Source organism: Myxococcales bacterium (assembly GCA_022184915.1).
GTDB lineage: Bacteria > Myxococcota_A > Polyangia > Fen-1088 > Fen-1088 > JAGTJU01.
Genome location: JAGTJU010000002.1, coordinates 857,400 through 880,770, shown reverse-complemented (window position 1 = coordinate 880,770; position 23,371 = coordinate 857,400). Strand labels below are relative to the sequence as shown.

General features: G+C 66.7%; 19 protein-coding genes, 1 pseudogene and 1 riboswitch. Of the genes and pseudogenes, 13 read left to right on the top strand and 7 right to left on the bottom strand.

The genetic code is table 11. The features are described from left to right. Positions 1-139: 139 nt before the first annotated feature. On the bottom strand, positions 140-1,378 hold the full coding sequence (locus tag KA712_11335) for a TonB family protein (protein MCG5053543.1): 1,239 nt from the start codon (positions 1,376-1,378) through the stop codon (positions 140-142). Between the two features lie 36 nt (positions 1,379-1,414). Further along, positions 1,415-2,053, bottom strand: coding sequence for a peptide-methionine (S)-S-oxide reductase MsrA (msrA, locus tag KA712_11330; GenBank protein ID MCG5053542.1), 639 nt, complete (start codon positions 2,051-2,053; stop codon positions 1,415-1,417). A 117-nt stretch (positions 2,054-2,170) separates the two neighbouring features. Here msrA and ttcA point away from each other — a divergent pair, with 117 nt between their 5' ends. Then, the gene (ttcA, locus tag KA712_11325) at positions 2,171-3,070 is read left to right on the top strand and encodes a tRNA 2-thiocytidine(32) synthetase TtcA (protein MCG5053541.1); all 900 of its coding nucleotides are present in this window, start codon (positions 2,171-2,173) and stop codon (positions 3,068-3,070) included. Positions 3,071-3,183: 113 nt separating this feature from the next. Here ttcA and lon read toward each other — a convergent pair whose 3' ends face one another. Further along, a complete protein-coding gene (gene lon / locus KA712_11320; GenBank protein MCG5053540.1) occupies positions 3,184-5,664 on the bottom strand; it encodes an endopeptidase La in 2,481 nt (826 codons plus the stop codon). 115 nt (positions 5,665-5,779) lie between these two features. Between lon and KA712_11315 the strand changes: the two genes are divergently transcribed. The 3 genes from KA712_11315 to KA712_11305 all read left to right on the top strand — a co-directional run bounded on the left by KA712_11315 (position 5,780) and on the right by KA712_11305 (position 8,499). Beyond that, complete coding sequence (locus KA712_11315; GenBank protein ID MCG5053539.1) at positions 5,780-6,673, top strand: hypothetical protein; 894 nt, start codon at positions 5,780-5,782, stop codon at positions 6,671-6,673. A 72-nt stretch (positions 6,674-6,745) separates the two neighbouring features. Continuing rightward, entirely contained in the window at positions 6,746-6,925 is a 180-nt protein-coding gene (locus tag KA712_11310) for a DUF1328 domain-containing protein (GenBank protein MCG5053538.1), read from the top strand. Between the two features lie 89 nt (positions 6,926-7,014). After that, entirely contained in the window at positions 7,015-8,499 is a 1,485-nt protein-coding gene (locus KA712_11305; GenBank protein MCG5053537.1) for a tetratricopeptide repeat protein, read from the top strand. A gap of 14 nt (positions 8,500-8,513) precedes the next feature. Here the strand turns inward: KA712_11305 and KA712_11300 are convergent, their stop codons facing one another. Beyond that, entirely contained in the window at positions 8,514-9,812 is a 1,299-nt protein-coding gene (locus KA712_11300) for a DUF1552 domain-containing protein (protein ID MCG5053536.1), read from the bottom strand. Between the two features lie 52 nt (positions 9,813-9,864). Beyond that, positions 9,865-11,592 carry a DUF1592 domain-containing protein gene (locus KA712_11295; GenBank protein MCG5053535.1) on the bottom strand — a complete coding sequence of 576 codons (1,728 nt, stop codon included), beginning with the start codon at positions 11,590-11,592 and terminating at the stop codon, positions 9,865-9,867. 325 nt (positions 11,593-11,917) lie between these two features. Between KA712_11295 and KA712_11290 the strand changes: the two genes are divergently transcribed. Genes KA712_11290 through KA712_11275 form a run of 4 tightly spaced genes read left to right on the top strand, consistent with a single transcriptional unit; the run spans position 11,918 to position 15,386 of the window. Beyond that, positions 11,918-12,214, top strand: a complete 297-nt coding sequence (locus KA712_11290) for a TMEM165/GDT1 family protein (protein MCG5053534.1) — start codon at positions 11,918-11,920, stop codon at positions 12,212-12,214. A gap of 2 nt (positions 12,215-12,216) precedes the next feature. Next, on the top strand, positions 12,217-13,302 hold the full coding sequence (locus tag KA712_11285) for a SprT-like domain-containing protein (protein MCG5053533.1): 1,086 nt from the start codon (positions 12,217-12,219) through the stop codon (positions 13,300-13,302). 22 nt (positions 13,303-13,324) lie between these two features. Next, positions 13,325-14,362: an iron ABC transporter permease gene (locus KA712_11280; GenBank protein MCG5053532.1), complete on the top strand. Its 1,038-nt coding sequence runs from the start codon at positions 13,325-13,327 to the stop codon at positions 14,360-14,362. After that, on the top strand, positions 14,355-15,386 hold the full coding sequence (locus KA712_11275) for an ABC transporter substrate-binding protein (GenBank protein ID MCG5053531.1): 1,032 nt from the start codon (positions 14,355-14,357) through the stop codon (positions 15,384-15,386). Before KA712_11280 ends, KA712_11275 begins: the two co-directional genes overlap by 8 nt. 67 nt (positions 15,387-15,453) lie before the next feature. Further along, a riboswitch (cobalamin riboswitch) is annotated at positions 15,454-15,694 on the top strand. Positions 15,695-16,660: 966 nt separating this feature from the next. Here the strand turns inward: KA712_11275 and KA712_11270 are convergent. After that, on the bottom strand, positions 16,661-17,035 hold the full coding sequence (locus tag KA712_11270; GenBank protein ID MCG5053530.1) for a hypothetical protein: 375 nt from the start codon (positions 17,033-17,035) through the stop codon (positions 16,661-16,663). 176 nt (positions 17,036-17,211) lie between these two features. Between KA712_11270 and KA712_11265 the strand changes: the two genes are divergently transcribed. The 5 genes and pseudogenes from KA712_11265 to KA712_11245 all read left to right on the top strand — a co-directional run bounded on the left by KA712_11265 (position 17,212) and on the right by KA712_11245 (position 22,427). Next, positions 17,212-17,877: a TonB-dependent receptor gene (locus KA712_11265; protein ID MCG5053529.1), complete on the top strand. Its 666-nt coding sequence runs from the start codon at positions 17,212-17,214 to the stop codon at positions 17,875-17,877. A gap of 648 nt (positions 17,878-18,525) precedes the next feature. Beyond that, a complete protein-coding gene (locus tag KA712_11260) occupies positions 18,526-19,161 on the top strand; it encodes a hypothetical protein (protein MCG5053528.1) in 636 nt (211 codons plus the stop codon). Between the two features lie 3 nt (positions 19,162-19,164). Next, positions 19,165-19,956 carry an ABC transporter ATP-binding protein gene (locus KA712_11255; GenBank protein ID MCG5053527.1) on the top strand — a complete coding sequence of 264 codons (792 nt, stop codon included), beginning with the start codon at positions 19,165-19,167 and terminating at the stop codon, positions 19,954-19,956. 104 nt (positions 19,957-20,060) lie between these two features. Continuing rightward, positions 20,061-21,225 (top strand): annotated as a pseudogene (locus KA712_11250) (VOC family protein). Between the two features lie 20 nt (positions 21,226-21,245). Then, positions 21,246-22,427, top strand: a complete 1,182-nt coding sequence (locus KA712_11245) for a homogentisate 1,2-dioxygenase (GenBank protein ID MCG5053526.1) — start codon at positions 21,246-21,248, stop codon at positions 22,425-22,427. Between the two features lie 17 nt (positions 22,428-22,444). Here the strand turns inward: KA712_11245 and KA712_11240 are convergent, their stop codons facing one another. Next, a complete protein-coding gene (locus KA712_11240; protein MCG5053525.1) occupies positions 22,445-23,206 on the bottom strand; it encodes a prolipoprotein diacylglyceryl transferase in 762 nt (253 codons plus the stop codon). Positions 23,207-23,371: the final 165 nt, after the last annotated feature.

The following is a 23,371-nucleotide window of genomic DNA, read 5'->3' as shown; positions in this document are numbered from 1 at the left end:
GCCTCCTTTTCGACACTCCCGAACTCCTTCGCGTACGAAAAAAACGCAGAATCCCGCGGCAATTCCTATGGCTTGGCTTCGGCCAGGTCCGATGGATGTGCGAGGCGGTTCGAGGTCGCAGACGTCCCCACCTACGGATTCAACGCAAAACGGGGTTCTCGAAGGCAACCCTCATGTGCACGACGAGAGCTTCGGGCATCCGCGGGAAAGGCGCCGCACGCTCCACGGCCGAACGGGCTTCTTCATCGAATTGACGGAACCCGGCCGACTTGGTCACCGTCACGGCGCCGTGAAGCGCCCCGTCAGAGCCAACGGTAAAGCGCACGATCGCTTCGCCCTGCTGCAGTTCCAGGGCAAGCTGCCGGGGAAAACGAAGCATCGCTTGCGCGCGGCGTTTGATTTCGCGCTCGTATCGCGCCCGCTCGAGCTCGCGGGTCGACAGCTTCACCTCCGGTCCCTGCGCGACGGGCGCAGGAGACCCGTGGAGTGACGGGGCCTGCCCGGTGGCCACATGCGGAACGGCCCCCGGGTGGTCGGAGGGCCCCCGCTGGCTGGCGGCCGGCGCGGGTCCAGGCGAGCCGGCCGCCACGAGGTCGATGGGCCCCGGCCTCCGCTCGGGCGAGGCCGCGCGCACGTCCACCACATCGCCGGGGGCCCCGACGTGTTCGGTATCGAAGCGCCGCTCGCCCGTAGCCGCCGCCAGCGGGCCCCGGCCACTGTGCTGGCTCGTGCCGGATCGCTCTTGCAGGGCCACGGCGGCCCCGATGGCCAGGCCGTCCCCTCCGGATCCGGTCATTTCGTCCGCTTTGGCCAACACCAACGCCTCGTGCGCCGTCTGGGGTGCATCGCCCACCCCGCTGCGAGGCTCGCGACGCTCGGCTTGCGGAGAAGCCAGGCGTCGGCCGCGCCGGGTGCGCGCCGGCCGGACACGGGGGGCGCCATCCGTAAGCTGTGCATTCAGGTGTTGACGGTCGTGCCGCCAGGCATCGGGGTGGCTCTGCCCCAGACCCTCACCACCGTCGGGCGCCGGCGACCGGGGATCCTGTCCGTCGGCCACACGGGGAGCGGATTCCTCGACGCGCTTTCGGTCATCCGCCGCAGGCGTGCGCGCCAAGTCCGGGAGCGCCTCGGACGCGGCCACGACGGACACCTCCGGGCTCACCTCGAAAGGGGCTTCCGGCGCGGCAGCCACGAAGGCGCGCCACCAGGCCGCGGCGCCCGCCGAGAGCTCGACGTCAGGGTCGACGCCGCGAAGCCCCGCGAGCCACCCCATCCCCCAAAACACGAACGCGACATGGAAGAAAAACGCTACACCGCTCGCCACCCCCAGCGCGGGCCACCCGCTCGAGCGGCGTGTTCGATCGGCAGCGGAACCCACGTATGGATCGTACCACGGCAGCCGCGGTGAACGGCCTCAGCCCAGCGCGGGCAACGGCACACCCATACCGCCAAGCCCACAGTACCCGTCGGGGTTCTTCGCCAAATACTGCTGATGGTAGGGTTCGGCGTAGAAGAAGGTGGGCGCCGCGCGTATTTCGGTCGTGATCGGTCCGTTTCCTCGTGCGGCCAAGGCCTTCTCGTAGCGGTCCCGCGTGGCCTGCGCAAGCGCGAGCTGCTGGGGGTCGTAGGTATAAACCACGGAGCGATATTGGGTGCCAACGTCGTGGCCCTGCCGCATGCCCTGGGTGGGATCGTGCCCTTCCCAGAAAACCTTCAAGAGGCCTTCGTACGTCACGACGCGTTCGTCGAAAACCACCCGAACCACCTCGGCATGGCCCGTCAGGCCCGAACACACCTCTTCATAGGTGGGGTTCGGCGTGAGGCCCCCTGCGTACCCCACCTGTGTCGACGTGACGCCCAGAGTTTGCCAGAAGCGCCGCTCGGCACCCCAGAAGCAGCCCATCCCGAACAGGGCCAGCTGGGCGCCCGGAAACGGGGTGCGGAGGGGCGCCCCCGAAACGTAGTGCCGATCCGGCACGGGCATCGGCGTCGACCTTCCAGGAAGCGCCGTTTCCAATGTGGGCAGCACCAGCTTCGACAACACCCATGCCATGGTAGCGAAGGTACTGAGGTGACCCACGGGGCGCAAGTGCGCGCCTGCGCTTACACGGACGCTGCGGCACAAGCCCAGGCTGGCCAGTGTCGAACGCGCCCGCTACCCTCCCTCGCCATGTCTTCCCTCGACGCGCCTTGGCGGACCGCCCCCCTCCGCGAAACGTCCACGGAACGAGCCCTGATGCGAGAGCTCGGCCGCGCCGTCGCCGATTTCGACCTCATTCGTGAGGGGGATCGCATCATGGTGGCGATGTCCGGTGGCAAAGACAGCTACGCCCTCTACACCCTCTTGTCGAAGCTTGCCCAGCGGGCCCCCGTGCGCTTCGAGCTCATCGCCGTGCACCTCGACCAGGGCCATCCGGGCTACGACGGCCGGCCTCTCGAGGCCTGGCTGCAAAGGGCCAACGCCCGCTACCACATCCTGAGGGAGGACACGTATTCGGTCGTCACGGACAAGATCCCGGAGGGAAAGACCTACTGCTCCCTGTGCTCGCGCCTGCGCCGGGGCATCCTTTACCGCGCGGCCGACGAGCTCGGCTGTACCAAGATCGCACTCGGTCACCACCGCGACGACGCCCTCGAGACCTTGCTCCTCAACCTCTTCTTCGCGGGAAAGCTGGCCGCCATGCCGGCCCATCTCACGAGCAACGACAGTGCTCACATCGTGATTCGGCCCTTGATCTTCTGTGCGGAAGCCACGCTGGAGGTCTATGCGCGCGAACAGGGCTTCCCCATTCTGCCCTGTAACCTCTGTGGCTCCCAGAGCCAGGCGCAGCGGCGACAGATGAAAGAGATGCTCTCCCGCATGGAGGCGCAGCATCCGAACGTGCGCCACAGTATGCTGGCGGCGATCGGTAACGTGAATCCGGCTCACTTACTCGACCGTGCGCTGGCGGCGCAGCCCCACCACGTTTCGAGTCCCGACGAGGCTGGGTCGCTCGTATCCCCTACGCGCCTACGGCCACGACGCGTGGCAGACGCCCCCTCCCCGGACGCGGGCGGCGAGCCCCGTTAAGCCGCCCTCAGGCGTTCGCGGGGGCACCCCGACGCGCAAGGGTCTTGCGCGGGCCCCCCCCACGCGCCTGCGCGATGGGACGGCTCGGCTTGCCGTTGCGAACGGGCTTCGCTTTACCGGCCTTTGACGGCTTTGCCGCGACGGCCTTCGCCTTGCGGGGGCTGACCGCCTTGCCGTTGGTATCGAGAGGAGCCAGGCCCGTATCGATCTTGCGCGCCAGGGCCACACTCACGACCTCTTTCATGGTTCGCACGGGCACGACCTCGAGCTTCGCCATCAAGTGTTCGGGCACCTCCGATAGCTCGGAGGCGTTGCCCGCGGGAATGATGACGGTCCGAAGACCGAGGCGGACGGCGGCCAGGAGCTTTTCTTTCAGGCCCCCCTATCGGAAGCACCCGTCCGCGCAGGGTGAGCTCACCCGTCATCGCAACGTCTTTGCGCACCGGAATACCCGTCAACATGGAGATGAGAACGGTGGCGATGGTGATGCCCGCCGAAGGGCCATCCTTGGGAACCCCGCCTGCGGGAACGTGGATATGAATCTCACGTTCGGCGAAGAACGAGTGTCCGTGTCCCAAGGCCAGGGCCTGCGCCCGCGCATACGACAACGCCGCTTGCGCTGACTCCTTCATCACCTCACCAAGCTGGCCCGTGAGGATGAGGCTGCCTTTGCCGGCCATGGTCTGTGCCTCGACGTGAAGGACCTCTCCACCGTAGGGGGTCCATGCGAGCCCATTCGCAATGCCCACCTCGTCGGCATCCATCTGCTCGTCGGCGATGTACCGGGGCGGTCCAAGGAAGGTCGACAGATCCCCGGATTGCACCGTCAGGCTCTCTTTGCTTCGCGATTTGCGCTTGGCAGCGGGATCAGCTTCGGCTTCCACCACCCGGCGGGCCAGCTTGCGCGTGAGCTGCGCAACCAAGCGTTCGAGCTCTCGTAAGCCCGCTTCGCGCGTGTACTCCGTGACCACCCTGCGCAAGACATCGCGACCGATCGTCACTTCGTCGGTGGAGAGTCCCGATTCCGTAATCTGCTTTGGCACCAAGAAGCGCTCGGCGATCGCGAGCTTCTCTTCTTCGCTGTAGCCCGCAAGGCGCAAGATCTCCATGCGGTCGCGCAGGGCCGGCGGGATACCGTCGGCCAGGTTTGCAGTGGCGATGAACATGACCTTCGAGAGATCGTAAGGCACACCCAGGTAGTGATCGCGAAAGGTGTGGTTCTGCTCGGGGTCGAGCACCTCGAGCAGCGCCGATGACGGATCGCCGCGAAAGTCAGCGCCCAGCTTGTCGATTTCGTCGAGCAAAAAGACGGGGTTGCGGGAGCCCGCTTGCTTCATCCCTTGCACGATGCGACCCGGCATGGCCCCCACGTAAGTGCGACGGTGACCGCGTATCTCGGCCTCGTCTCTCACGCCCCCCAAGGAGATCCGCACGAACTTACGCCCGAGCGCGCGAGCGATCGAACGCCCGAGCGAGGTCTTTCCCACACCCGGGGGCCCAAGGAAGCACAGGATGGGGCCGTGCACGCCGCTGCGCAGCCGGTGCACTGCGAGGTAGTCCAAAATGCGCTCTTTGATGTGCTCGAGGTCGTAGTGATCGTCGTCCAGGATCTTGCGTGCGGCGGCAAGGTCAACTTTGCTTTCTTCCGTCTCCGACCAGGGCAGCTCAACCAGCCAATCGAGATAGTTCCGCAGCACCGCCGACTCGGCGCTTTCGGGTGACATCAGCTCGAGCCGGCGCAACTGTTTGTCGGCCTCCGTCTTCGCTTCGACCGGGAGTCCGTTTTTGGCGATCTTCGTTCGCAGCTCCTCGATCTCGTCGCGGAAGGCGTCTGTATCACCCAGCTCATTGCGGATTTGGCGAAGCTGCTCACGCAGGAAGTAATCTCGCTGCGTCTTGGTCATCTCCTCCTTTGCGCGGTTCTGAATTCGGTTCTGCACCTCGAGGATGCCGATCTCGCGCTCGAGCAGCTCGTTGACCTTGATCAGCCGCGAGCCCGAGTCTTCATTTTCGAGCAGTGCTTGCGCCTCTGGGAGCTTCAGCGTGAGGTTCGAGGCCACGAGGTCAGCCATCCGGCCCGGCTCCTCCACGTTCTGGAGAACCATCGCCAACTCGGGCTGCAAGGTCTTGCCAAGCTCCGCGATCCGCTCGACGTTGGTGCGCACCGAGCGCGTGACCGCTTCCACTTCGACGGACCGGGTTCCACTCAGATCCTCGTAGTGATCAAGCCGTACCTGGAAGAAAGGTTGTTCGACGAGGAACCTCTGGATGCGGGCGCGTGACAGCCCCTGAACCAGAATCTTCAAGCTGTCGTCGGAGAGCCGACGCATACGCATGATCACACCCACGGTGCCTGTGCGATAGAGCGCTGCGGGGTTCGGCTCTTCGTCAGAGGCATCTCGTTGGGCCACGATGAAGACGAGGCGATCGTCGCTGGCCAACGCCGCCTCGACCGCATCGAGCGACATCCGCCGCGAGACCCGCAGCGGCGCGATCATGTAGGGAAATACGACCAAGTCCCGCACTGGTAGCAGGGGGAGAACGGTGGGCAAATCCTCGGCGTCTGGCTTACGTCGAGGGAGGTCCTTCGGCATGGGCTCCACGATAACAGAGAACCCGAAAAGGCGAGATGTCTTCGTCTCAACTCGCCACAACCGATCACAAGTTCGTGCGACATGGTAGGTTGAGAACCCACGAACGAGCGCCGTCATGAACGACTCGAACGATGTCACCATGGCCGCCAGGCAACACGCCACCCCACCTTCATGGCGGGGCCGTACACGATTGAGCTTGCTGGCAGACGTGCTGCGGGGTTGGCGGTTTACGCTGCGCAAGTTCACGCAGCTCGCGGGCCTGCTCTTGGGCTATCTTTGGCCTTCCCTCGTACGGCGTCGGCTCGAAAGGCTCTTGGCGCTGGGCCACATCCAAGCTGTACCCACGATCCCGCAGCTGCTCGTGGCCGCACGCGACCAAATGATGCTGAGCGCGGCCGAGGAGACGAAGGTGTTCTACAAGAGCCAGGGCATCCCCTGGGTCTTTCACAACCTGCGCCGCTTTGCTTCGGGGCCAGCCACGATGATGGATCCCGTTGGCCTCTTTTCGACACGCGACACCATCATCGAGCACGTGTTGCAGACGTTTCATCGTCATCCCGTGTACGACTTCGTCCTCTTGCGGGCTCACCCGAACGGCATGGAGGAGATGCGTCGCCAAGCCGAAGCCCTACTGGCCGGCAACCACCCCGCAACCTGCGCGCTGCGTTCCTTGATAGAAGACGGTGGCTATCATGCCCGTCTGCTCGTCGAGATCGTCGCATTTTCGCACGATCCGTATCAAGCGGCACGGCCAATTCCCCCAGGACTCGTTGACGATCCCTACATGATGTTGGGTATGGACCAGTTCAAAGACCTGCAAGGCTTCACCTCGTACGCGGCGAAGCTCGAGGTGACCTGGTGGGACGCGCTTGTGGCTTGGCTGCAGGTCGGCACCAACGAAAGCTTGGGTTGGCTGCTCGCAACGAGACTGGGACCCAAGCACCTACGCGTCGAGGCGTGCGCCCCTGACTTGGTGAGCCGCCACATACCTGCTGCTCCTCCGAAGTGAGGCTCTGTCTCTTGCCAGGGTTTGGAACGAATCCTGCTTGATTCTTGTGACCATGAGCAAAGGAGACGGTCGTTGTTGAAGTGGGCAATCATCATGTTCATCGTGGCCCTCGTGGCAGGGGTTTTTGGATTTGGAGGGGTAGCGGCCGGCGCCGCCACCATTGGGAAGATCTTCTTCTTTGGTTTCCTCTTCGTAGCGGTCGTGGCCCTGATCGCGGGCATTGCGGGAGGCAGAGCGCTCGATAAGCGTTAGAGACAAAGCTCCCGGCTCGTCCTGACGCCGAACGAAACGCCTGGGGGCCCTATGAGGCGAGATCGCGCTAAAGTCGTGTCGAGATCGCCATGGACGACCTTCAGAGCATCATCGATGAGGCGCTGGACGATGCCCGGGACGCGCTGGTTGCGGGTGACCTGCCGGAGGCGGAGACGCTCGTGCGCGAGGTGCTGGCGGTGGCGTCCGGGCAAAGCCGTGCGCATGGCCTTTTGGGCAGGGTGGCGCTGCGCTGCGGGGACACCGAAGAGGCACGGCGGCACCTGCAGCAAGCGTTCGAGTCGGGAGACGAGGATCCCGACGTGCTGCGGGCGCTCGCAGATCTGTGTTGGTCCGCTCTCGATTTCGACAACGCCGCCCGCGCTTTGGCCCGCCTGGCCAGCGCCTCGGCTCCGGACCCAGGCCTTTGGCATAGGGTGGGAGTCTCCCGCCACCGCACGGGCGACGTGCCTGCGGCGCTGGCCGCCCTGGAGCGCGCTGTCGCGATCGCCGGCGCGCCGGCCTCCGCCTGGGGAGATCTCGGGGTGGCGCGCGCGGGGCTGGCAGACTTGGCAGGGGCGGAGGCAGCCCTGGAGACAGCGTGCCGCTTGGCCTCCTCCGACGAACGTCCGACTCATCTGGCGCACTTGGCGGGGGTCAAGGCCCGGGCCTTCGGCCCCCAGCCAGCCGTGGCGCTGCTGAAAGAGGCCGCAGGGAGTGGAGTTCCCTGGATCACGGCCGCGTATGCGCAGGCGCTGAGCGCAGCGGGCGACGTCAGGGCGGCCTTGGCCACATTACGAGCCGCTCATGCGGAAAAACCGGGAGCCTTCGAGCTCTGGCTGCCCCTCGGCGCTTTGGCGCTCGCGCAAGGGGACGCACAGGAGGCGCTCACCCTCGCGCGGGAACGGCTTGCTTTGCATCCCTCGCACGCCGGTGCCGTGGATCTCTACCTGCAAGCCGTGCGGGGCGGAGCACGACCTCCTGACCAGGCCCCCGACCCGGCGTGGCTCCTCGCCGTCAGCTGGATCCGGGCTACGCCTCTCATCGACGGGGCCTTGGCCGCCGCCCTGGCCGAGCATGTGGCCCAGCACCGCACGCTGCGGCTTTCGCCCTACGGGCATGCCACGCAGGGCGGATGGCACTCCGGCTCTCTGCTCGTCGCGCCCCGTGGGCCGGTGGCCCTCTTGGAGCCGCTCCTCGCCGAGGCGATCGCCCACTACGGGCGCGCAGCGTGGGGCCCGCCGCCAGGTCGTGTCGCGCTCAACCCGTGGGGCGTGGTCTTCCGCGGCGAGGGCCATCAGAGTTCGCACATCCACCCGGACAGCTGGCTGAGCGGCGTGCTCCATGTGGAGCTCCCTCCGGGAATGCACGAGCCCCCGCGGCGGGCAGCGAAGCAGGGTTGGCTCCGCTTCACGGAAGGCCCCCGGCCCGAAGATCCCGTAGTGCTCGACCTCGAGCCTGTGGTGGGTACGTTGGTGCTCTTCCCCTCGTACCTGCACCACCAAACACTTCCCGTCCCGCTCCCGGAGCCCCGTATCTCCATCGCCTTCGACGTGGTGCCCGTCGAAGGCAATTGACTCAGCCCTCGGCGTCAGCCCACGAGAGGCGTCCAGGATTCCGTGGCGTCGCCGAACTTGGGCAGGTTGGCGCCCGCGGTTCGGGCCAAGCCCAGCAACAGCTGCACGTAGTTTTTCGACGAGCCGCCGGCATCGAGAACCTTGCCCAGGTTGAGACGTCCGCCACCGCCCGCGACCATGACGGGGATGTTGGTGTGACCATGGTTGCCGTCCGTGCACTCGGACGTGAACAGAACCACCGTGTTGTCGAGCAAGGTCTTTCCGTCGACGTCTTTGGTGGCCTTCAGCGACTTGAGCAGGTACGCGAACTGCTCCACCTCCCAGCGCTTGATGTTGGCCATCTTGTCGTGGTTTGCCGGATCGTCGTAGATCTTGTGCGCAATGCTGTTGTGAATGTCGCCCCCCACCCCCAAGAAGCCCAGGTGACCTCCCATGCTGTCATGCCCGCCGGGCGACAACATGAGAGAAGCCACGCGCCGGGCGTCGCATGCGAAGGACGCGGTGATGAGGTCGAGGTGCAGCTTGATGCGCGTGCGGTAGTCCTCGTTCGTCTCCACCCATCCGGAGCTGTCGAGGTCCTTACACTCCACCGCCGAGGGTTGCGTGGGGGTGCCCGTGTTCCCGCCGTTGTCGAGACCATCGAGCGCCTTGGCCAGCCCATCGAGCGCCTCGATCTGCTGGTCCATTTTGACGACTTCCGCGGAGGGTAGCTTCGCCTTCAGCGCCTGAGCATCGCCGAGCGCGGCCTCGAAGATCTTCTTTTGCAGGGCCGCATCGTACCCGCCCGCAGGGGGAGGCGGCGGCGTACCGGTGCCGCCGCCCGGCTTTGGCGTACCAAACACCTGCGTGAAGGCCGTCGTGGGGTTCGCCGTGGGCATCACGGGAGAACCGCTGGTGTCGAAGCTGAACCAACCGCGGTAGTTCTGCTCCTTCGCTTGTCCGCCCAGCACCAGAGCCGGCTTGCCGGTGGCTTTCGCGGCGGCCTGGTCTATCGAGATCGACGTGGGCGGATTCGTGGTGTACCCCGTCATCGAAAACGGCATGCCCGTCTTGTGGTCACCCGTGCCCGCGAAGGTGACGTTCTTGACTACGGTAATGTCGTTTTTGAGTTCGCCCAGCGGCTCGAGAATCATGCTGGACGTGGTTCCAGCACTCGGCCAGAACTTTTTCTGATTTGCACCGTTGGCGGTCCAGTAGATCACGAGGCGCATGGGAGCTGGCGCGGCGGCGTGCGCCAGGCGGCGGCTGAAAGTGGCCACGGCGGCACCGACACCGGCGGCGCGCAATAGGTCTCTACGAGAGGGGCTCAGCATGGAAGGTCCTTGTGGCGATCGATCGAAGAAAGGTTGAGGAACGACCCGAGCTTCACTTCCGTCGGTACAGGAACGATTCGGAGGTCACCAAGGCCACGGCCAGCTCCCGGATGTCGAAATCCGAAGCGGCGAACTTATCGAAAGCCGCTTTGAGCGCGCACCCGTCAGCATCGGACTCGAAGCGCCCAAAGTGGTACCGTGCCATCTGCACCGCCATGCACTCACGCACCTGAGAGCTGGCGGCGAGCTTCTTGACGAGCGCGACCGGGCCGTTGAAATCGCCGTTGGCGTCACGTGTGCCGGAGAGAGTGCCGCTCGCGTCGACGGGCGTGCCGTTCTCTTCTTTGTCGCGGTAGCGGCCAATGGCGTCGAGGGACTCGAAGCCGAAGCCCACCGGATTCATCATCGAGTGGCAGTCCTTGCAGGCGTCCGGCTTGGTTTTTTCTTCCAGCTGCTGCCGCCGCGTGAGGCCCGCGGGCAGGTCCGGGATGGAAAGGTCCACGTTCATGAGCGGCTCTGGTACCAGCTGACACAGCACACGCTCTCGTATCCAACGGCCACGGTTCACGGGCGACGTGCGCTCGAAGACCGCAAGGTGAGCCATGAGGCCAGGTTGCGTCAGCAGGCCTGCACGTTGGGTGGAATCCACGGTTTGCTTCGAGAAGGCACTGCCCGACACGTTGGCGCCGTAGAGCTTGGCCACGTTGGCGTTCATGAAGGTGTAGTTGGCCGTGAGCAGCGTCGCGAGCTTGCCGTCGCCCTTCCACAAAACGTCATCAATGAAGAGCTGCGTCTCGCGGGCCAGATCGCCCCGCACGCTTTCCCATACGGGGAACAATTCTGGGTCTCGGTTTGCGGCGTCGAGGTTTCCGTACTCGAGAAACTGCAGGAAGTACTGCGACAGTGCGCCCGGCGCGCCATCGGAGGCCAACAAGCGCCGCGCCTGCTTGACCACCTCGTCGTCCATCGCCAGCGCCCCGCTCTCGGCTGATGCGAGCAACTCGGCGTCGGGTGGGCCTTCCGTCAGCTGGTACGCCATCGCCGTTGCGATCTCGTAGTTCGTGAGGCGGGTCCGCCCGTTGCTGCCACTGCCGAGTTCGGAGCGGAACAGAAAGTTCGGAGACTGAAGCATGGCCTCGGCCACGGCGCGTACGCCCAGCTTCACGCCGGCCGCAACCCCCGCGGCGTAAAGCTGCTTGTAGCGGGTCACCTCGGCGGCCTCCAAGGGCCGGCGGAATGCCTGCAGACCGAAATCTTTTACGAAGGACTCGGTGCAGGCTGCATCGTTCACCTTGCCTTCGCCGCAGGGGAACAAAGTGCCGAACCGGGCCGAGACCGCGGCCGCGACGGCGTCGCTCACGGACCGCTGCAAAACGCTGGCATCCGCTTCGCGGAGCCGAAGGTCGAAAGCCGAGTTCAGGTACCCGGTGGTGGCCGGTGCCTTGAGGAAATCGGCTGGCAACGCGACCGTGCCCCCGAGGAGCTTTTCCATCGAGTTCCGGAGCTGCGAGGCCGTGAGACGCCACACCCGTGGGGCGCCGCCCACCGGGACGCTGGGGTCACAGTCCAGCCCTTGCATGCCGTCGAAAACCGGCTCGGGTGGGGGTTGCGAGGGCTCGCCGCCGCCGTTGCCGGCTCCGCTCCCGGGGCTTCCCCCCACGCCGCCCGAGCCCGGCTGGTTGGCACCTCCGCCCCCCCCGCCCCCTCCGTCGCCCGTGTCGGGCTCGTCCGACGACGTGACGCCGCCTGAGCAGGCCGTCCCGAGGGCGAGACACAACACCAGGCTCCCGGAGGCCCGCGCCTGGCCGCGCCCCCGCGGGCCTGCGGGCGCCCGAGCGGGACGTGGCCCAAGGTTTCGACCGGGACTGGAACTAACTTTCGCGGACGACGAGTCGAGACGCACGTGAGTTAGGTTGCGCGTCCGCGGCGAACGTTTCAAGCATTCTGCGCTCTTGGCCCAAAACCCAGGGGATCGCACCTCCTTCGACGCTTCGCGACAGCGAAAACGGCTGGCCGTACCGGGCGAAACCTCCCTCGCAACGGCCCCACCGGGTCCTCCACAGGCACCTCCCCCGGGACGCCCGGGTGTGCCATGCTCGGCGCCCATGGACTGGAAAGCGCTGCTCACGGCGTTCGCGACGGTGTTCATCGCCGAGCTCGGCGACAAGACCCAGCTCGCGACCTTCTCGCTGGCGGCGGGGGGCACGTCGCGGTGGACGATCTTCGCGGGCTCGGCAACGGCCCTGGTCGCCACGTCGGCCCTCGCTGTCCTGGCCGGGGCGGCCGTGGGGCGGGTGGTTTCGCCGGTGTGGCTCAAACGCGCGGCCGGCGTGGTCTTCGTGGTGCTGGGCATCGTGTACCTCGCGACGGCGAGCGGCGCGGGCAAAGCTGGGGAGGGCTGACGATGCCGGGCAGCCGCGCGCACGCAGGCCAGCTCAACGCAGAGCTTGAACGCGCTTTGCTGCATGCGCTCGCCCACGCCTGGGACACGGTGAACTACCAGCACTTTCGCAATGCCTTGCGGCGCCCGGTCCTTGGGCTTCACGACGGCGGCAGCCGCCTCGGCAGTTGGAACCTGGAGGACCGCAGCCTGTCCTTCTCGCGCGACTTCGTAGCGGGCGCCCCCTGGACGCAAGTCAAAGAGGTGCTGAAGCACGAAATGGCGCACCAGTATGCGCACGAAGCTCTGGGCGCCACCACCGAGCCCCCGCACGGGCCCACCTTCCAGCAGGTCTGTGCCCAGCACGGGTTCGACGCCACGGCCGCGGGGCAACCACCGGGCGGCCCCGGCGAAGAGAGCCCCATCCTGCGACGGATCGCCAAGCTGCTCGCGCTGGCCGAAAGCCCCAACCTTCACGAGGCCGAAGTGGCCATGAAGCAAGCGCAGCGGCTGATGCTCAAGCACAACGTGGAGTCTGCGGCGGCGGCCGCGCGTGAAGGCTATTCGTTTCGCCACGTGGGTGTGCCGAAGGCACGGCGCACGGCCGCGGAGAAGGCCCTGGCCAACCTGCTCGAGCGTTTTTTCTTCGTGCTGCCGATCTGGGTGCCTTACTTCGTCGTGGAACAGGGCAAGGACTCGTGGATCCTGGAGCTGTGCGGAACGCCCAGCAACCTCGACGTGGCGGCCTGGGTGCATGACTTCCTCACTCAAACGGCCGAGCGGCTGTGGAAACAGCACAAGCGCGCGCACGGCATTCGCTCCGATGCCGACCGGCGCCTGTTCGTCCTGGGCGTCATGCGCGGCTTTTCCCTCAAGCTCAATTCCGGCGTGGTGGAGACCCGCCAGGAGGGCCTGGTGTGGAAAGGCGACCCCCAGCTCTCGGCCTACTACCACCGGCGCTACCCCCGCCGGGTGTCGAGTGCCGCGGCCTCGGTTCACGTCAACGAGGCCTACCTCAGCGGGCACCGCGCGGGGCAGGAGATCGTGCTGTCGCGGCCGGTTACGGCCGAGACCAAGGACCGCGGGCATCTTCTGACGAGCGGCGGCTGAAGCGCCCGGGGATGCGCCTCGCGTGACGAGCCTCATGGCGAATGCCGAGACAGCGGGCCCTCCGCGTCGCGAGGGGGGGCTGCTCTCCCCCACGTGTCTCTACGGCGTGCTGGGTGCGTTGACCGTGCTCACGGCGCTGGCTTCGCTCGTGTTTGGGCGCACCAGCTTGGGAGACGAAGGTCTCCGGCAAACCCTGCTCACTCTGCGGGCGTGGCGCTTCTGCGCTGCGTTCGTCTCGGGCGTTGCTTTGGCCGTGGGCGGCGTGATGGTGCAGGGGCTGTTCCGCAACCCTCTCGCGAGCCCCTCGGTGCTGGGCACCACGGCGGGAGCGGCGCTGGGCGGGCGTGTGGCGCTGCTGGCGTCCAGTACCTTCGCGGGCGGCCTCCTGCCCCCGGAGCTGGGACTACCCCTCGGCTGCATCGCCGGGGCGTGGCTGGCGCTGTTGATCCTGTTGCTCGTCAGCCGGAGCGATACCGATCTCGTGGTGCTGCTGCTCACGGGCTTTTTGCTGTCGTCGCTGTTCATCAGCGCAGGCGCGTTTTTGGCTTCGCTCGCCCAGGAGCGCTGGGAGCTGGCCCGCGCCATGATGGCCTTCACCTTGGGGGACGTGAGCGGTGTGGGCCCCCGGACCATCTTGATCGCCGTGCCTTTCGTCCTGGCGGGCACCTCCGCCGCGTGGTTCTGGGGCCGCTCGCTCGACGCCATGCTGTCGGGGGCGGACGAGGCCGCCACGCTCGGCGTGGAGGTCGCTTCGCTGCGCCGCTGGATCGTGGTGTGGACGGCGGTCATGACGGGCGCGGCCGTGGCGGTGGCCGGTACGGTGGGTTTCGTGGGCCTGGTCGTGCCGCACGCTCTGCGGCCGTTTGCAGGGGTGAAGCACAGACGGCTCGTGCCCGCCGCAGCCCTGGCGGGCGGGACCTTCGTGGCGGCGTGTGACGTGCTTTGTCGCGTGTTGCCTGCGCGCAGTGAAGTGCCCCTGGGCGTGGTGACGGGCCTCATCGGGGCACCCGTGTTTCTCGTGCTCTTGCTGAGAGGACGACGGGGGATCTTCCATGGGTGAGCCCTTGCCCCGCCTCTTCCGCGGCGTCCACCGGCGCCTCGATGGTCTCAACGTGCTGGGTCTGCTGCTCGCAAGCGGCGTCGCGGCCTTCGCGGGTCTGGCGTTCGCGCCAGGCGCCGCGCCCCCCGCCGAGGCCCCCGCAACGGAGGGGCTCCTGCCCATGCCTGACACGTCCTGCCCGACCCCCCCGTGCCGGGGCCTCCGCGACGCCAGCGGAACCCTGATCTCCGCGCAGCCGTACGAGCGGATCGTGAGCGGCAACATCGTGGCGGACCGTCTGCTGCTGGAGCTGCTCGAGCCTGGGCGCATCGCCGCGTTTTCACCCTACGCGAGCCAGCTACCGGAGGCCCACCGCTATGCAAACCACCCGCACCTGGCGGCCCTCGAAGACCTCGAAGGGCTGCTCGCGCTGCATCCGGACCTGTTCATCGTGAACGGTATGGCCAGCCGAGGCCACGTCGAGCGCCTGCGACGGGCCGGCGTGGCGGTCTTCGACCTCGGGCCCATGGAGGGCCTGACGACCCTGCGGTCCAACGTGAACACGCTCGCCCAGCTCCTGGCCGTTCCGGCCCGGGGCGCGGCGCTGCAGGCGCGGATCGACAACCGCGTGGCCACTTTGGGACAGGTCGAGCGGCGACATCGCCTGGGGGCCCTCTACGTGGGCATCCACGGCGGCAAGATGTACGGAGGGACGGTGGGCTCGAGCTTGCACGACGTGCTCAGCCTTGCCGGCCTCGAAGACAGAGCGGCGATCGCCTTCGCAGGATGGCCTGCCTACACCCACGAGGATCTTTTGGCGCTCGATCCTCACGTGGTGGTCACCCAGGCGGGCATGCGCGCAACTTTGTGCCATCACCCCGGGCTTGCAGGCCTCGGCGCCTGCATGCACCCAGACCGCTTCATCGAACTGCCAGCCCCTCTGTTGACAGATCCGGGGTTGAGCGTGCTCGACGCCGCGGAGGCGCTCGCCGCAGCGCTCGCGAGCCGGCCCGCGTTACAGGGCGACGCGCTTTCGCCGCCCTGACCCGGCCCCCCACAGCCGGCTTGACTTGTCTCACGGTCCGGCTGTACGTTCCGGCCCTGTTTGAAAACTGAATAGGTCTTGCAGGTGGAAACGGGTTCCAGCCGCGCTTCGGCACGGTCGGGTCGTTTCTTAAAAGGGAAGCCGGTGAGAATCCGGCGCGGTCCCGCCACTGTGAAAGGGCAACGGTTTTTCCCCGGGCAACCGGAACGACCACTGAACGCCTCTGCGTTTGGGAAGGTTGGAGAGCCACGGCACGCTGCGCGTGTCACCCCTCAGCCAGGAGACCTGCCTGCAAGCACGACGCTCGATGCCGTCTCGGAGAAGACGGGTGCGCACGGAGGGTTCGCCATCCGTCTGCCCCCGCCCCTTCGTTGCCGGCGGGGGTTTTTCATGTCGAAGGAACGTTGCAGCCAGCGTGCGAAGGACGCGCGGGTTGCTCCTATAACACGGCTGTTTGTTTGGGTGCTGCTGGCAGCGCCGGGCGTGGCACGCGCCGAGCCTGGCGGGAGCGCACCCACTTACGAAACCGTGGTCGCCGCTCCGGCCGCCTTCGAGAGCCGGGTCGACGAAGCGGCCTCGGTGGCCGTGGTGAACTCCGATCGCACCGCGCGCAGCGCAGAGACGGTGGAACAGCTGGTGGCGGAACTGCCCGGTGTCGCCGTGACCCGCTACGGGGGGCAAGGCGCCCTGGCGACGCTCTCCGTGCGGGGCTCTACGCCCAGCCAGGTGCAAGTGTACGTGGACGACATCCCGCTCAACCTCGCCACGGGGGGCGGCGTGGACCTTGGGTTCATTCCCGTATGGGGCCTCGAGCGGCTTGAAATCTTCAAAAACGTGAGCCCGCTCGAGTTTGGGGCTTCGGGCGTGGGCGGCATCATGGCCGTCCGCACCCAGACCCCGCGCGAAAGCCGCATCTCGGGGGCGGCGGGCGTGGGCTCGTGGGGCACACGAAGCTTGGCGCTGTCGGGGGCCTATGTGCATCGCCGTGCCTCGGTGTTCGCGGCGCTGTCGAGCCTGGGCTGGCAAGGCAACTTCAGCTACGCCGACGACCGGTTCACGAGTTTCGACCCCAGCGACGACATCCGGAGCACCCGCCTCAACAATGACCTGGCGCAGCGGGATGGTTTGTTGCGCGTGGCTTTGCCCCTGCCCGGGGCGCGGTCGGTCACGGTCTCGGCGTCGTTCGACCATCGGCGCCAGGGCATTCCCGGGCTCGCCGCCTTTCCCGGGCAGCACACCCGCCTTTCGTCTCATCGGCAGACCGCCCAGGTGGCCTACGAAAGCCGCGGCGAGCTCGGCGACGCCAGCCACCTGCGCGCCAACGTGTACGTGTTGCACATGTGGCAGAGCTTCTCGGACAAGCTGGGCGAGCTCGCGCCCGCGCCCACCTTGACGAGCGACAGCCACGTGGCCGCGGGTGGCACGGTGCGGGTCATGAAACCCGTGGGCGCTCGGCTGCGTGTGCGTGCCGTGCTGGACAGCAGGCACGAGCGCTTCGTGCCCCAGGACGCCTTCAAGCGCGTGCCCACCGGTGCCCCCGGCACGCGCACCTTCGTGGCCGCAGGTCTCGAACCCAGCGTCTGGTTCCCGAGCGCCCGTCTCGAAGTAGCGCCCTCGGCACGGATCGAAGCCTCCCGCGACGTCTTCACCTATCGCGACACGTTTACGACCACCACCGCGACGACCGCACCCGCCCTCACGGTGTTGCCCGTGCTGCGCCTCTCCGCCGTGCAGCACCCCACGGACCACGTGAGCTTGCGCGCCAACGTAGGCCGCTACGTCCGCGCCCCCCTCGACCACCGAGCGTTACGGCAACACGGGTTATCTGCAGCCCAACCCCCTCCTGAGACCGGAAACGGGGACCAACGCCGACGTGGGCGTGCGGCTGCACTTCGAGCGGCGCCGGCTAGCGATCGACACCGATACAGCGTTCTTCGTTGCCTGGGCCGAGGACCTCATTCAGTTCCAGCAGAACGCCCGGGGCCAGGCCCGTGCTGCCAACGTGGGCGCAGCGCGCATTCAAGGCCTCGAAACGGCAGCGAGCCTCCGCTTCGGCCCCCACTTGCGTATGGCTGCGCAGGTCACCCTCACGCGGGCCGTGGACAGCTCGGACGCGGCCGCGCGGGTGGGCAAACAGCTGCCGTTTCGGCCCCAGGCCCGCGCGTACCTACGCCCCGAGCTGCGCGAGCTGCGGCTCCCTTTTGCTCTTCGGTGCGGCGTCTATGCCGATGTCGACTTCACGGCGGGCAACTACCGCGACCCCGCGAACGTGGTCCGGGTTCCCAAGCGCCTGCTCTTCGGCGCCGGCGCCTCTTTGGCCCACGACGACTCCGGTGTTCGTCTCGTGGCCAGCGCGGTGAACCTCACAAATACCCCCGCCCTGGATCTCGCCGGCTTTCCTTTGCCGGGCCGCTCTCTGTTTTTCACGCTGGAATGGACCAGCCCCCCCACGCGGCTACCGGCCGCTTCGTCCCAAGGAGAGATCAATTGAGTCGATCACGTGATTTGCTTTCGGTGCGTTGGACGCTCGCGCTCACGCTCGCATGCGGGCTGTCCGCCTGTGAGGAGGACATCGCCTTCGTGCCGCTCGACGACGCGGCTCCCCTGAACGACGCGGGCGGCGATGCCGCGTCGCCAGACACCGCACCCGCCCTCGTCCCCCAAGGCTTCGTGGTGGTGCACAGCGATTACCAAAGCACGAGTGTGTCGCTGCTCGACAGGAACGGAGGCCTGACGAAGGGGGACTGCCTCCACTCCGGTAGCGTTTCGGCCACGCTGAACCTTGCGTTGTCGGGGGATGTGACGTTGCCCTCGCAGCCCGCTGCCAACGGCGAGGTCGTGCTCATCGACCGAGGCGCGGCCACCCTCACTTATTTGGACCCGGTCACCTGTACGCCGCGCCGTCAGGTCAAAGTGGGAACCGGCTTTGCTGCCAACCCTCACGACGTGGTCACCGTGGCCGGAGGCCCTACCTACGTCACCCGCTACGAATCCAGCCCCACCGCAGCCACTGCCGAAAACCCCTTTGCAGGCGGTAGCGATCTGCTGGTGATCGATGCACAACTCGGCACGCCCGTGGCCCGCATCGACCTGACCACCACCACCACGAGCAACGCTTTTTTTCCCCCGCCCCGATCGCGTGATCGCGCTGGGAGGCAAGCTCTACGTCAGCTTGAACCACCTCAGCCAGGATTTTGCGTCCGCGGGCCCCGGGCGCATCGCCGTGGTGGATCCAACTACGAACCAGGTCACGTCCGTGATCTCGCTGCCCACCCTGAAAAACTGTGGCGAGATGGTGGTGGTGGGACCCGAAACACTCATGATCGCCTGCGGCGGCGCCTTCTCGGACGGGCTGCAGAGCGTCGACTTCGCAGGCGTAGCCCGCGTGGACGCGCGCACGGGAACCTCGCTCATCGTCGCTGCTCGGCTGTTCGGCAACCGCAGCGTGGCGCAGACTTCGTTGGCCGCGCGCGACGCCGACCGGTTCTTCGCAGTCACGAACGGTGACTTCGGCGGACCCGCCACGGACCAACTGTGGACGGCGAGCGTACTTTCGCAAACCGCGTCGTCCGCTGCCACCGCAGGCGAGAGCTTCGTCTTCGGCGGCCTGCTCTTCGATCCCGAAACGAGCCGTCTTTACGTCGCCGACGGTTCCGCGAGCACCCCGCAGGTGCGGGTCTTCGCCGTGGATGCGGCGTCGGCCCTCACGCCCTTGGCGGCGATCGTCACGAGCCCAAGCCTCGCGCTGCCCCCGCGGCAGATCGCCTGGTACTAAACGATGCTCCCGCCCCGCACGGCCCCCCCGCCGACGCCGGCGCTTCAAGCGCGGGGGCTGTGTGTCGATCGGGGGCCGCGCCGTGTGCTCGACCACGTCGATCTCGAGGTCGATGCGGGCGTCGTCACGGCGCTCATTGGACCGAACGGCTCGGGCAAGACCACCTTGCTCAAGGCTCTCGCGGGCGTGCTGCCCTTTTCGGGACAGGTGCTCGTGAAGGGACGAGCCCTCGACGCGCTGGATCGCCGCGCCCGCGCGCGGCACGTGGCCTACGTGCCGCAACAAAGCGCGCTCGACGCGCCCCTGCCGGTGTTTGACGTGGTCGCGCAGGGACGGCTCGCTCATCGCGCAGCACTCAGTGGACTCTCGCGGGCCGACCTTGCCGCCATCGACGACGCGCTCGTGGCCACCGACGTGAAGACGCTCGCCCCGCGGGCCTTTACCTCCCTGTCGCACGGCGAAAAACACCGGGTATTGATCGCGCGCGGCCTCGCGACCGAGGCCCCCGTGCTGCTCCTCGACGAGCCCACGGCAGGACTGGACCTTGCCCATGTGCTCGAGCTCCTGGATTTGTTCACCCGCCTGGCGGCCGAGGGGCGCAGCCTCTTGGTGGTCCTGCACCCCCTGGCCGAAGTGAAAGCCGTGGCGGCCCGCGTGGCAGTACTGCACGAAGGCAAGCGCCTCGCCTACGGCCCTGTCCCTGAGGTACTCACACCCGCGCTGGTGCGCGAAGTCTATCGCGTGGACGTCGTGCCGGGGGGCGCCTGGGGCTTTGCTCCCCTGGCTTCCGATTGATTCGCTTGCCCGGCCTTCGGCCTGCGGCCACCATATACTTGTAAGTCACGGAGCTGAGGAGCCGAGATATCGGCTCCCGAGGACCCGCGTACGAAAGGACCGCCATGAGCTACGAGGCACGGGCGGAGCGATCGCTCGGCATCACGAGACTCGAGGCGCTCACCTACTACGTTCACGATCTCGAGCGGGTAAGGCGTTTTCTGCGCGACCAACTCGACTTCACCGAGCTCGGCGTGGCGGGTGCCGACCTGGTGGCACGCGGGCACCAAAACGCCGCCCTGTTTCAGGCAGGCCGGGCCACGATCCTCGTTTGTGCACCCGCCGGCGAAGGCGGGCGCGCCTTTCGGTATTTGCGCAAACACCCGGAAGGTGTGGGCACATTGACCTTTGCCGTGGAGGACCTTGCCCGCACGTTTTCCCTCATCGAAGCGCGAGGCGGCACAATCATTTCCGACATCGAGCGCTTCACGGACGAGGGCGGCACACTCGCCATGTTTTCCATCACCTCCCCCTTCGGAGACACCACCTTTCGCTTCATCGAACGGCGCGGGTTCCGGTCACTCTTTCCGGGGTTCGTCATGCACGACGCTCCCCAGGGCGGCACCAACCGGTTCGGCTTTGGGGCCATCGACCACGTGACCAGCAACTTTCAAACGATGAGCCCAGCGCTCCTGTGGATGGAACACGTCATGGGCTGGCAACGCTTCTGGGACGTGAAGTTTCACACCGAGGACGTGGCGCGAAACGGCGCGCACGGGTCCGGGCTCAAGTCGGTGGTCATGTGGGACCCGCACTCTGGACTCAAGTTCGCTTGCAACGAGCCCCTGCGCCCCTTCTTCAAACAATCGCAGATTAACGTTTTCCGCCGAGGATCACCGCGGCGACGGCGTGCAACACGCAGCCCTCTCGGTGGGCGACATCGTGAACACCGTGCGCGGCCTGCGAAGCAACGGCGTCGCGTTCATGCCCACGCCCGCCAGCTACTACGACCTGCTCCCCGAGCGGCTCACACGGCTCGGCATCGGGATCGACGAAGACCTCCTCACCCTGAAGGCGCTCGAGATCTTGGTCGACGGCGAGGGCCCGGAGCAGTACTTGCTTCAGATTTTTTTGAAGGAAGCCGCGGCGTTTTTCCAAGACCGGGACGCCGGACCGTTTTTCTTCGAGATCATTTCGCGGAAAGGCTCTCGCGGCTTTGGCGCCGGAAACTTCCGCGCGCTCTTCGAGAGCATCGAACGCGAGCAGAGGCTCACGCGCAGGATCTCCTGAAGCCGTCATATACTGGGCTCATGATCGAACGCCGCGCCGAAGGGCTGTTGCCCCCCAAACACCACGTGGCCGCGAGGGACGAGGCGGGGCAGCTCTTGTTCGAGCAGTGCCTCACGCGGCGGGGCTTCGACGGGCCCTACACGATGAGCTACCACCTGCACGCTCCCCACACCGCGGTCCCCGGTGGGGCCAAGTATGGCTTCGGAGCCCCTCAACCCGCACCCGTTAGACCCTTGCGACGTCGCCATTACCGCACCCCGGGACTTGCTGAACGACGAGGGAGCGCCCTCGGCGCGCGGCACGTGTTGCTGTGGAACGATGACGTCAGCATCGCCACCCTGTTTCCCGACAAGGCCGATCCCGCTTACTTCGCGAACGGGGACGGCGACGACCTCTTCTTCATTTTTCGGGGCAGCGGACTCCTGCGAACGACGCTCGGCGATCTCACGTTCTCGGCGGGAGACTACGTGGTCATCCCCCGGGGCGTGATTCATCGCTTCATCCCCGACAGGGGCATCGAACAGCACTGGCTCGAGATCGAGTGCCGCGGCGGGCTCGACCTGCCGGCGCAGTGGCGCAACGAGCACGGGCAGCTCCGCATGGACGCGCCGTACTGTCATCGCGACTTCCGCGCCCCGCGCTTCGAGGGCCCGAACGACGAGGGGCTCCGGGACGTGGTGGTGAAGCGACAGGGACGCTTCGACGTGTTTACCAGCGCACACACACCGCTCGACGTGGTGGGCTGGGACGGCAGCGTCTATCCGTTCGTGTTTCCGATACGGTCCTTCCAGCCGCGGGTCGGACTCGTGCACCTGCCGCCCACGTGGCACGGCACCTTTGCGACCCGCGGAGCCCTGGTGTGCAGCTTTGTTCCCCGCCCCGTCGATTTCCACCCGCAGGCCATCCCTTGTCCCTACCCACACAGCTCCGTCGACTGTGACGAGGTGATCTTTTACTGCGACGGCAACTTCACTTCGCGCAAGGGCGTCGGCCCTGGAAGCCTTTCCCACCACCCTGCCGGGATCCCACACGGCCCGCATCCAGGGGCCTACGAGGGCAGCCTGGGCAGCACGCACACCAACGAACTCGCCGTGATGCTCGACACCTTCGCGCCCCTTCACGCGAGCACCACAGCCCTTGGCGTGGAAGACGCCGGCTACCACGATAGCTTCGCGCCCCCGCGCGAGGGGCCCGCCTCCTGAGACTCCGGGGGAGGCTGTCAGGCCCGGGCGTTCGCCAAACGCGATTGCCGTTTCAGAATGTAGATGCCCACGATCAGAAGCGCGATCGAGCCCCACTGACCGGGGGTCAGGTTGAAGTAGCGCACGTCCACCTTGCGCATGAAATCGAGCGCAAACCGGACCGGGGCGTAGAGTACTGCCAGCATGCCCACGAAGAACCCGGGAAACCGCGGCTTCCGACCGAGCGCAAAGAAGGTGAGCATCAGGAAGAAGGTGTAGATGGCCTCCTCCAGACCCAGGTTGTGGATGACGGGGCCGCCCGGCGCTTCGGCCATGCCCAAAAAGAAGTCGGTGGGTGAACCGGGGTGATCGAAGGCCACGAAGCAGCCCGTGCGCCCAAACACCCAGCCCACCGGGAAGGCGTAAGCCACCACGTCCAGATACGACCACGTTTTGGCGCCGAGATACCCCTTCTTGATGAAGGCCGTCGCGCCCACGATGGCCCCAAGAAACCCGCCGAACGAGGAAAGGCCCTGCCATATCTTCAGGATCGAAATCGGATCGGCGAAGGTCTCGCGCGGAAAGTAAACGAAGCGATCCACGAGGTGCGCGCCGATGAAGCCTCCCACCAGCACCCAGGTCAGGAAGCGAACCGCCAAGAGAGGGTCGAGGCCATCTTTCCGAGCCCGCCGCTTCAGGACCTCGGTCCCGACCAGGACGCCGGTGGCCACGAGGGCTCCGAAGGCGTGGACGGTGAGAGGACCAAGGTGTAGCCGCGGTTGCTGGAAGTAGGGAATCATGAATCGCCTCGGAAGCTGGGGCTTAACTCCTACAGCGGGACGCGCCCTTTGCAAACCGCCTTTTTCCCGCACGCGCGCCGCGCAGACGCCTAACCTCCCGGCGGGCCTCGACTTCGGGCCAGAAGACACGTTGCATCATGATTGACACCTACCAACCCCGGTGGC

What these genes read in the sequence shown, in the direction of transcription:
- KA712_11290 (MCG5053534.1), top strand. Translation starts at nt 11,918, where the DNA reads ATGGACTGGAAAGCGCTGCTCACGGCGTTCGCGACGGTGTTCATCGCC.
- msrA (MCG5053542.1), bottom strand. Translation starts at nt 2,053, where the DNA reads ATGGCATGGGTGTTGTCGAAGCTGGTGCTGCCCACATTGGAAACGGCG.
- KA712_11285 (MCG5053533.1), top strand. Translation starts at nt 12,217, where the DNA reads ATGCCGGGCAGCCGCGCGCACGCAGGCCAGCTCAACGCAGAGCTTGAA.
- KA712_11300 (MCG5053536.1), bottom strand. Translation starts at nt 9,812, where the DNA reads ATGCTGAGCCCCTCTCGTAGAGACCTATTGCGCGCCGCCGGTGTCGGT.
- KA712_11255 (MCG5053527.1), top strand. Translation starts at nt 19,165, where the DNA reads ATGCTCCCGCCCCGCACGGCCCCCCCGCCGACGCCGGCGCTTCAAGCG.
- KA712_11240 (MCG5053525.1), bottom strand. Translation starts at nt 23,206, where the DNA reads ATGATTCCCTACTTCCAGCAACCGCGGCTACACCTTGGTCCTCTCACC.
- lon (MCG5053540.1), bottom strand. Translation starts at nt 5,664, where the DNA reads ATGCCGAAGGACCTCCCTCGACGTAAGCCAGACGCCGAGGATTTGCCC.
- KA712_11245 (MCG5053526.1), top strand. Translation starts at nt 21,246, where the DNA reads ATGATCGAACGCCGCGCCGAAGGGCTGTTGCCCCCCAAACACCACGTG.
- KA712_11275 (MCG5053531.1), top strand. Translation starts at nt 14,355, where the DNA reads ATGGGTGAGCCCTTGCCCCGCCTCTTCCGCGGCGTCCACCGGCGCCTC.
- KA712_11305 (MCG5053537.1), top strand. Translation starts at nt 7,015, where the DNA reads ATGGACGACCTTCAGAGCATCATCGATGAGGCGCTGGACGATGCCCGG.
- KA712_11315 (MCG5053539.1), top strand. Translation starts at nt 5,780, where the DNA reads ATGAACGACTCGAACGATGTCACCATGGCCGCCAGGCAACACGCCACC.
- ttcA (MCG5053541.1), top strand. Translation starts at nt 2,171, where the DNA reads ATGTCTTCCCTCGACGCGCCTTGGCGGACCGCCCCCCTCCGCGAAACG.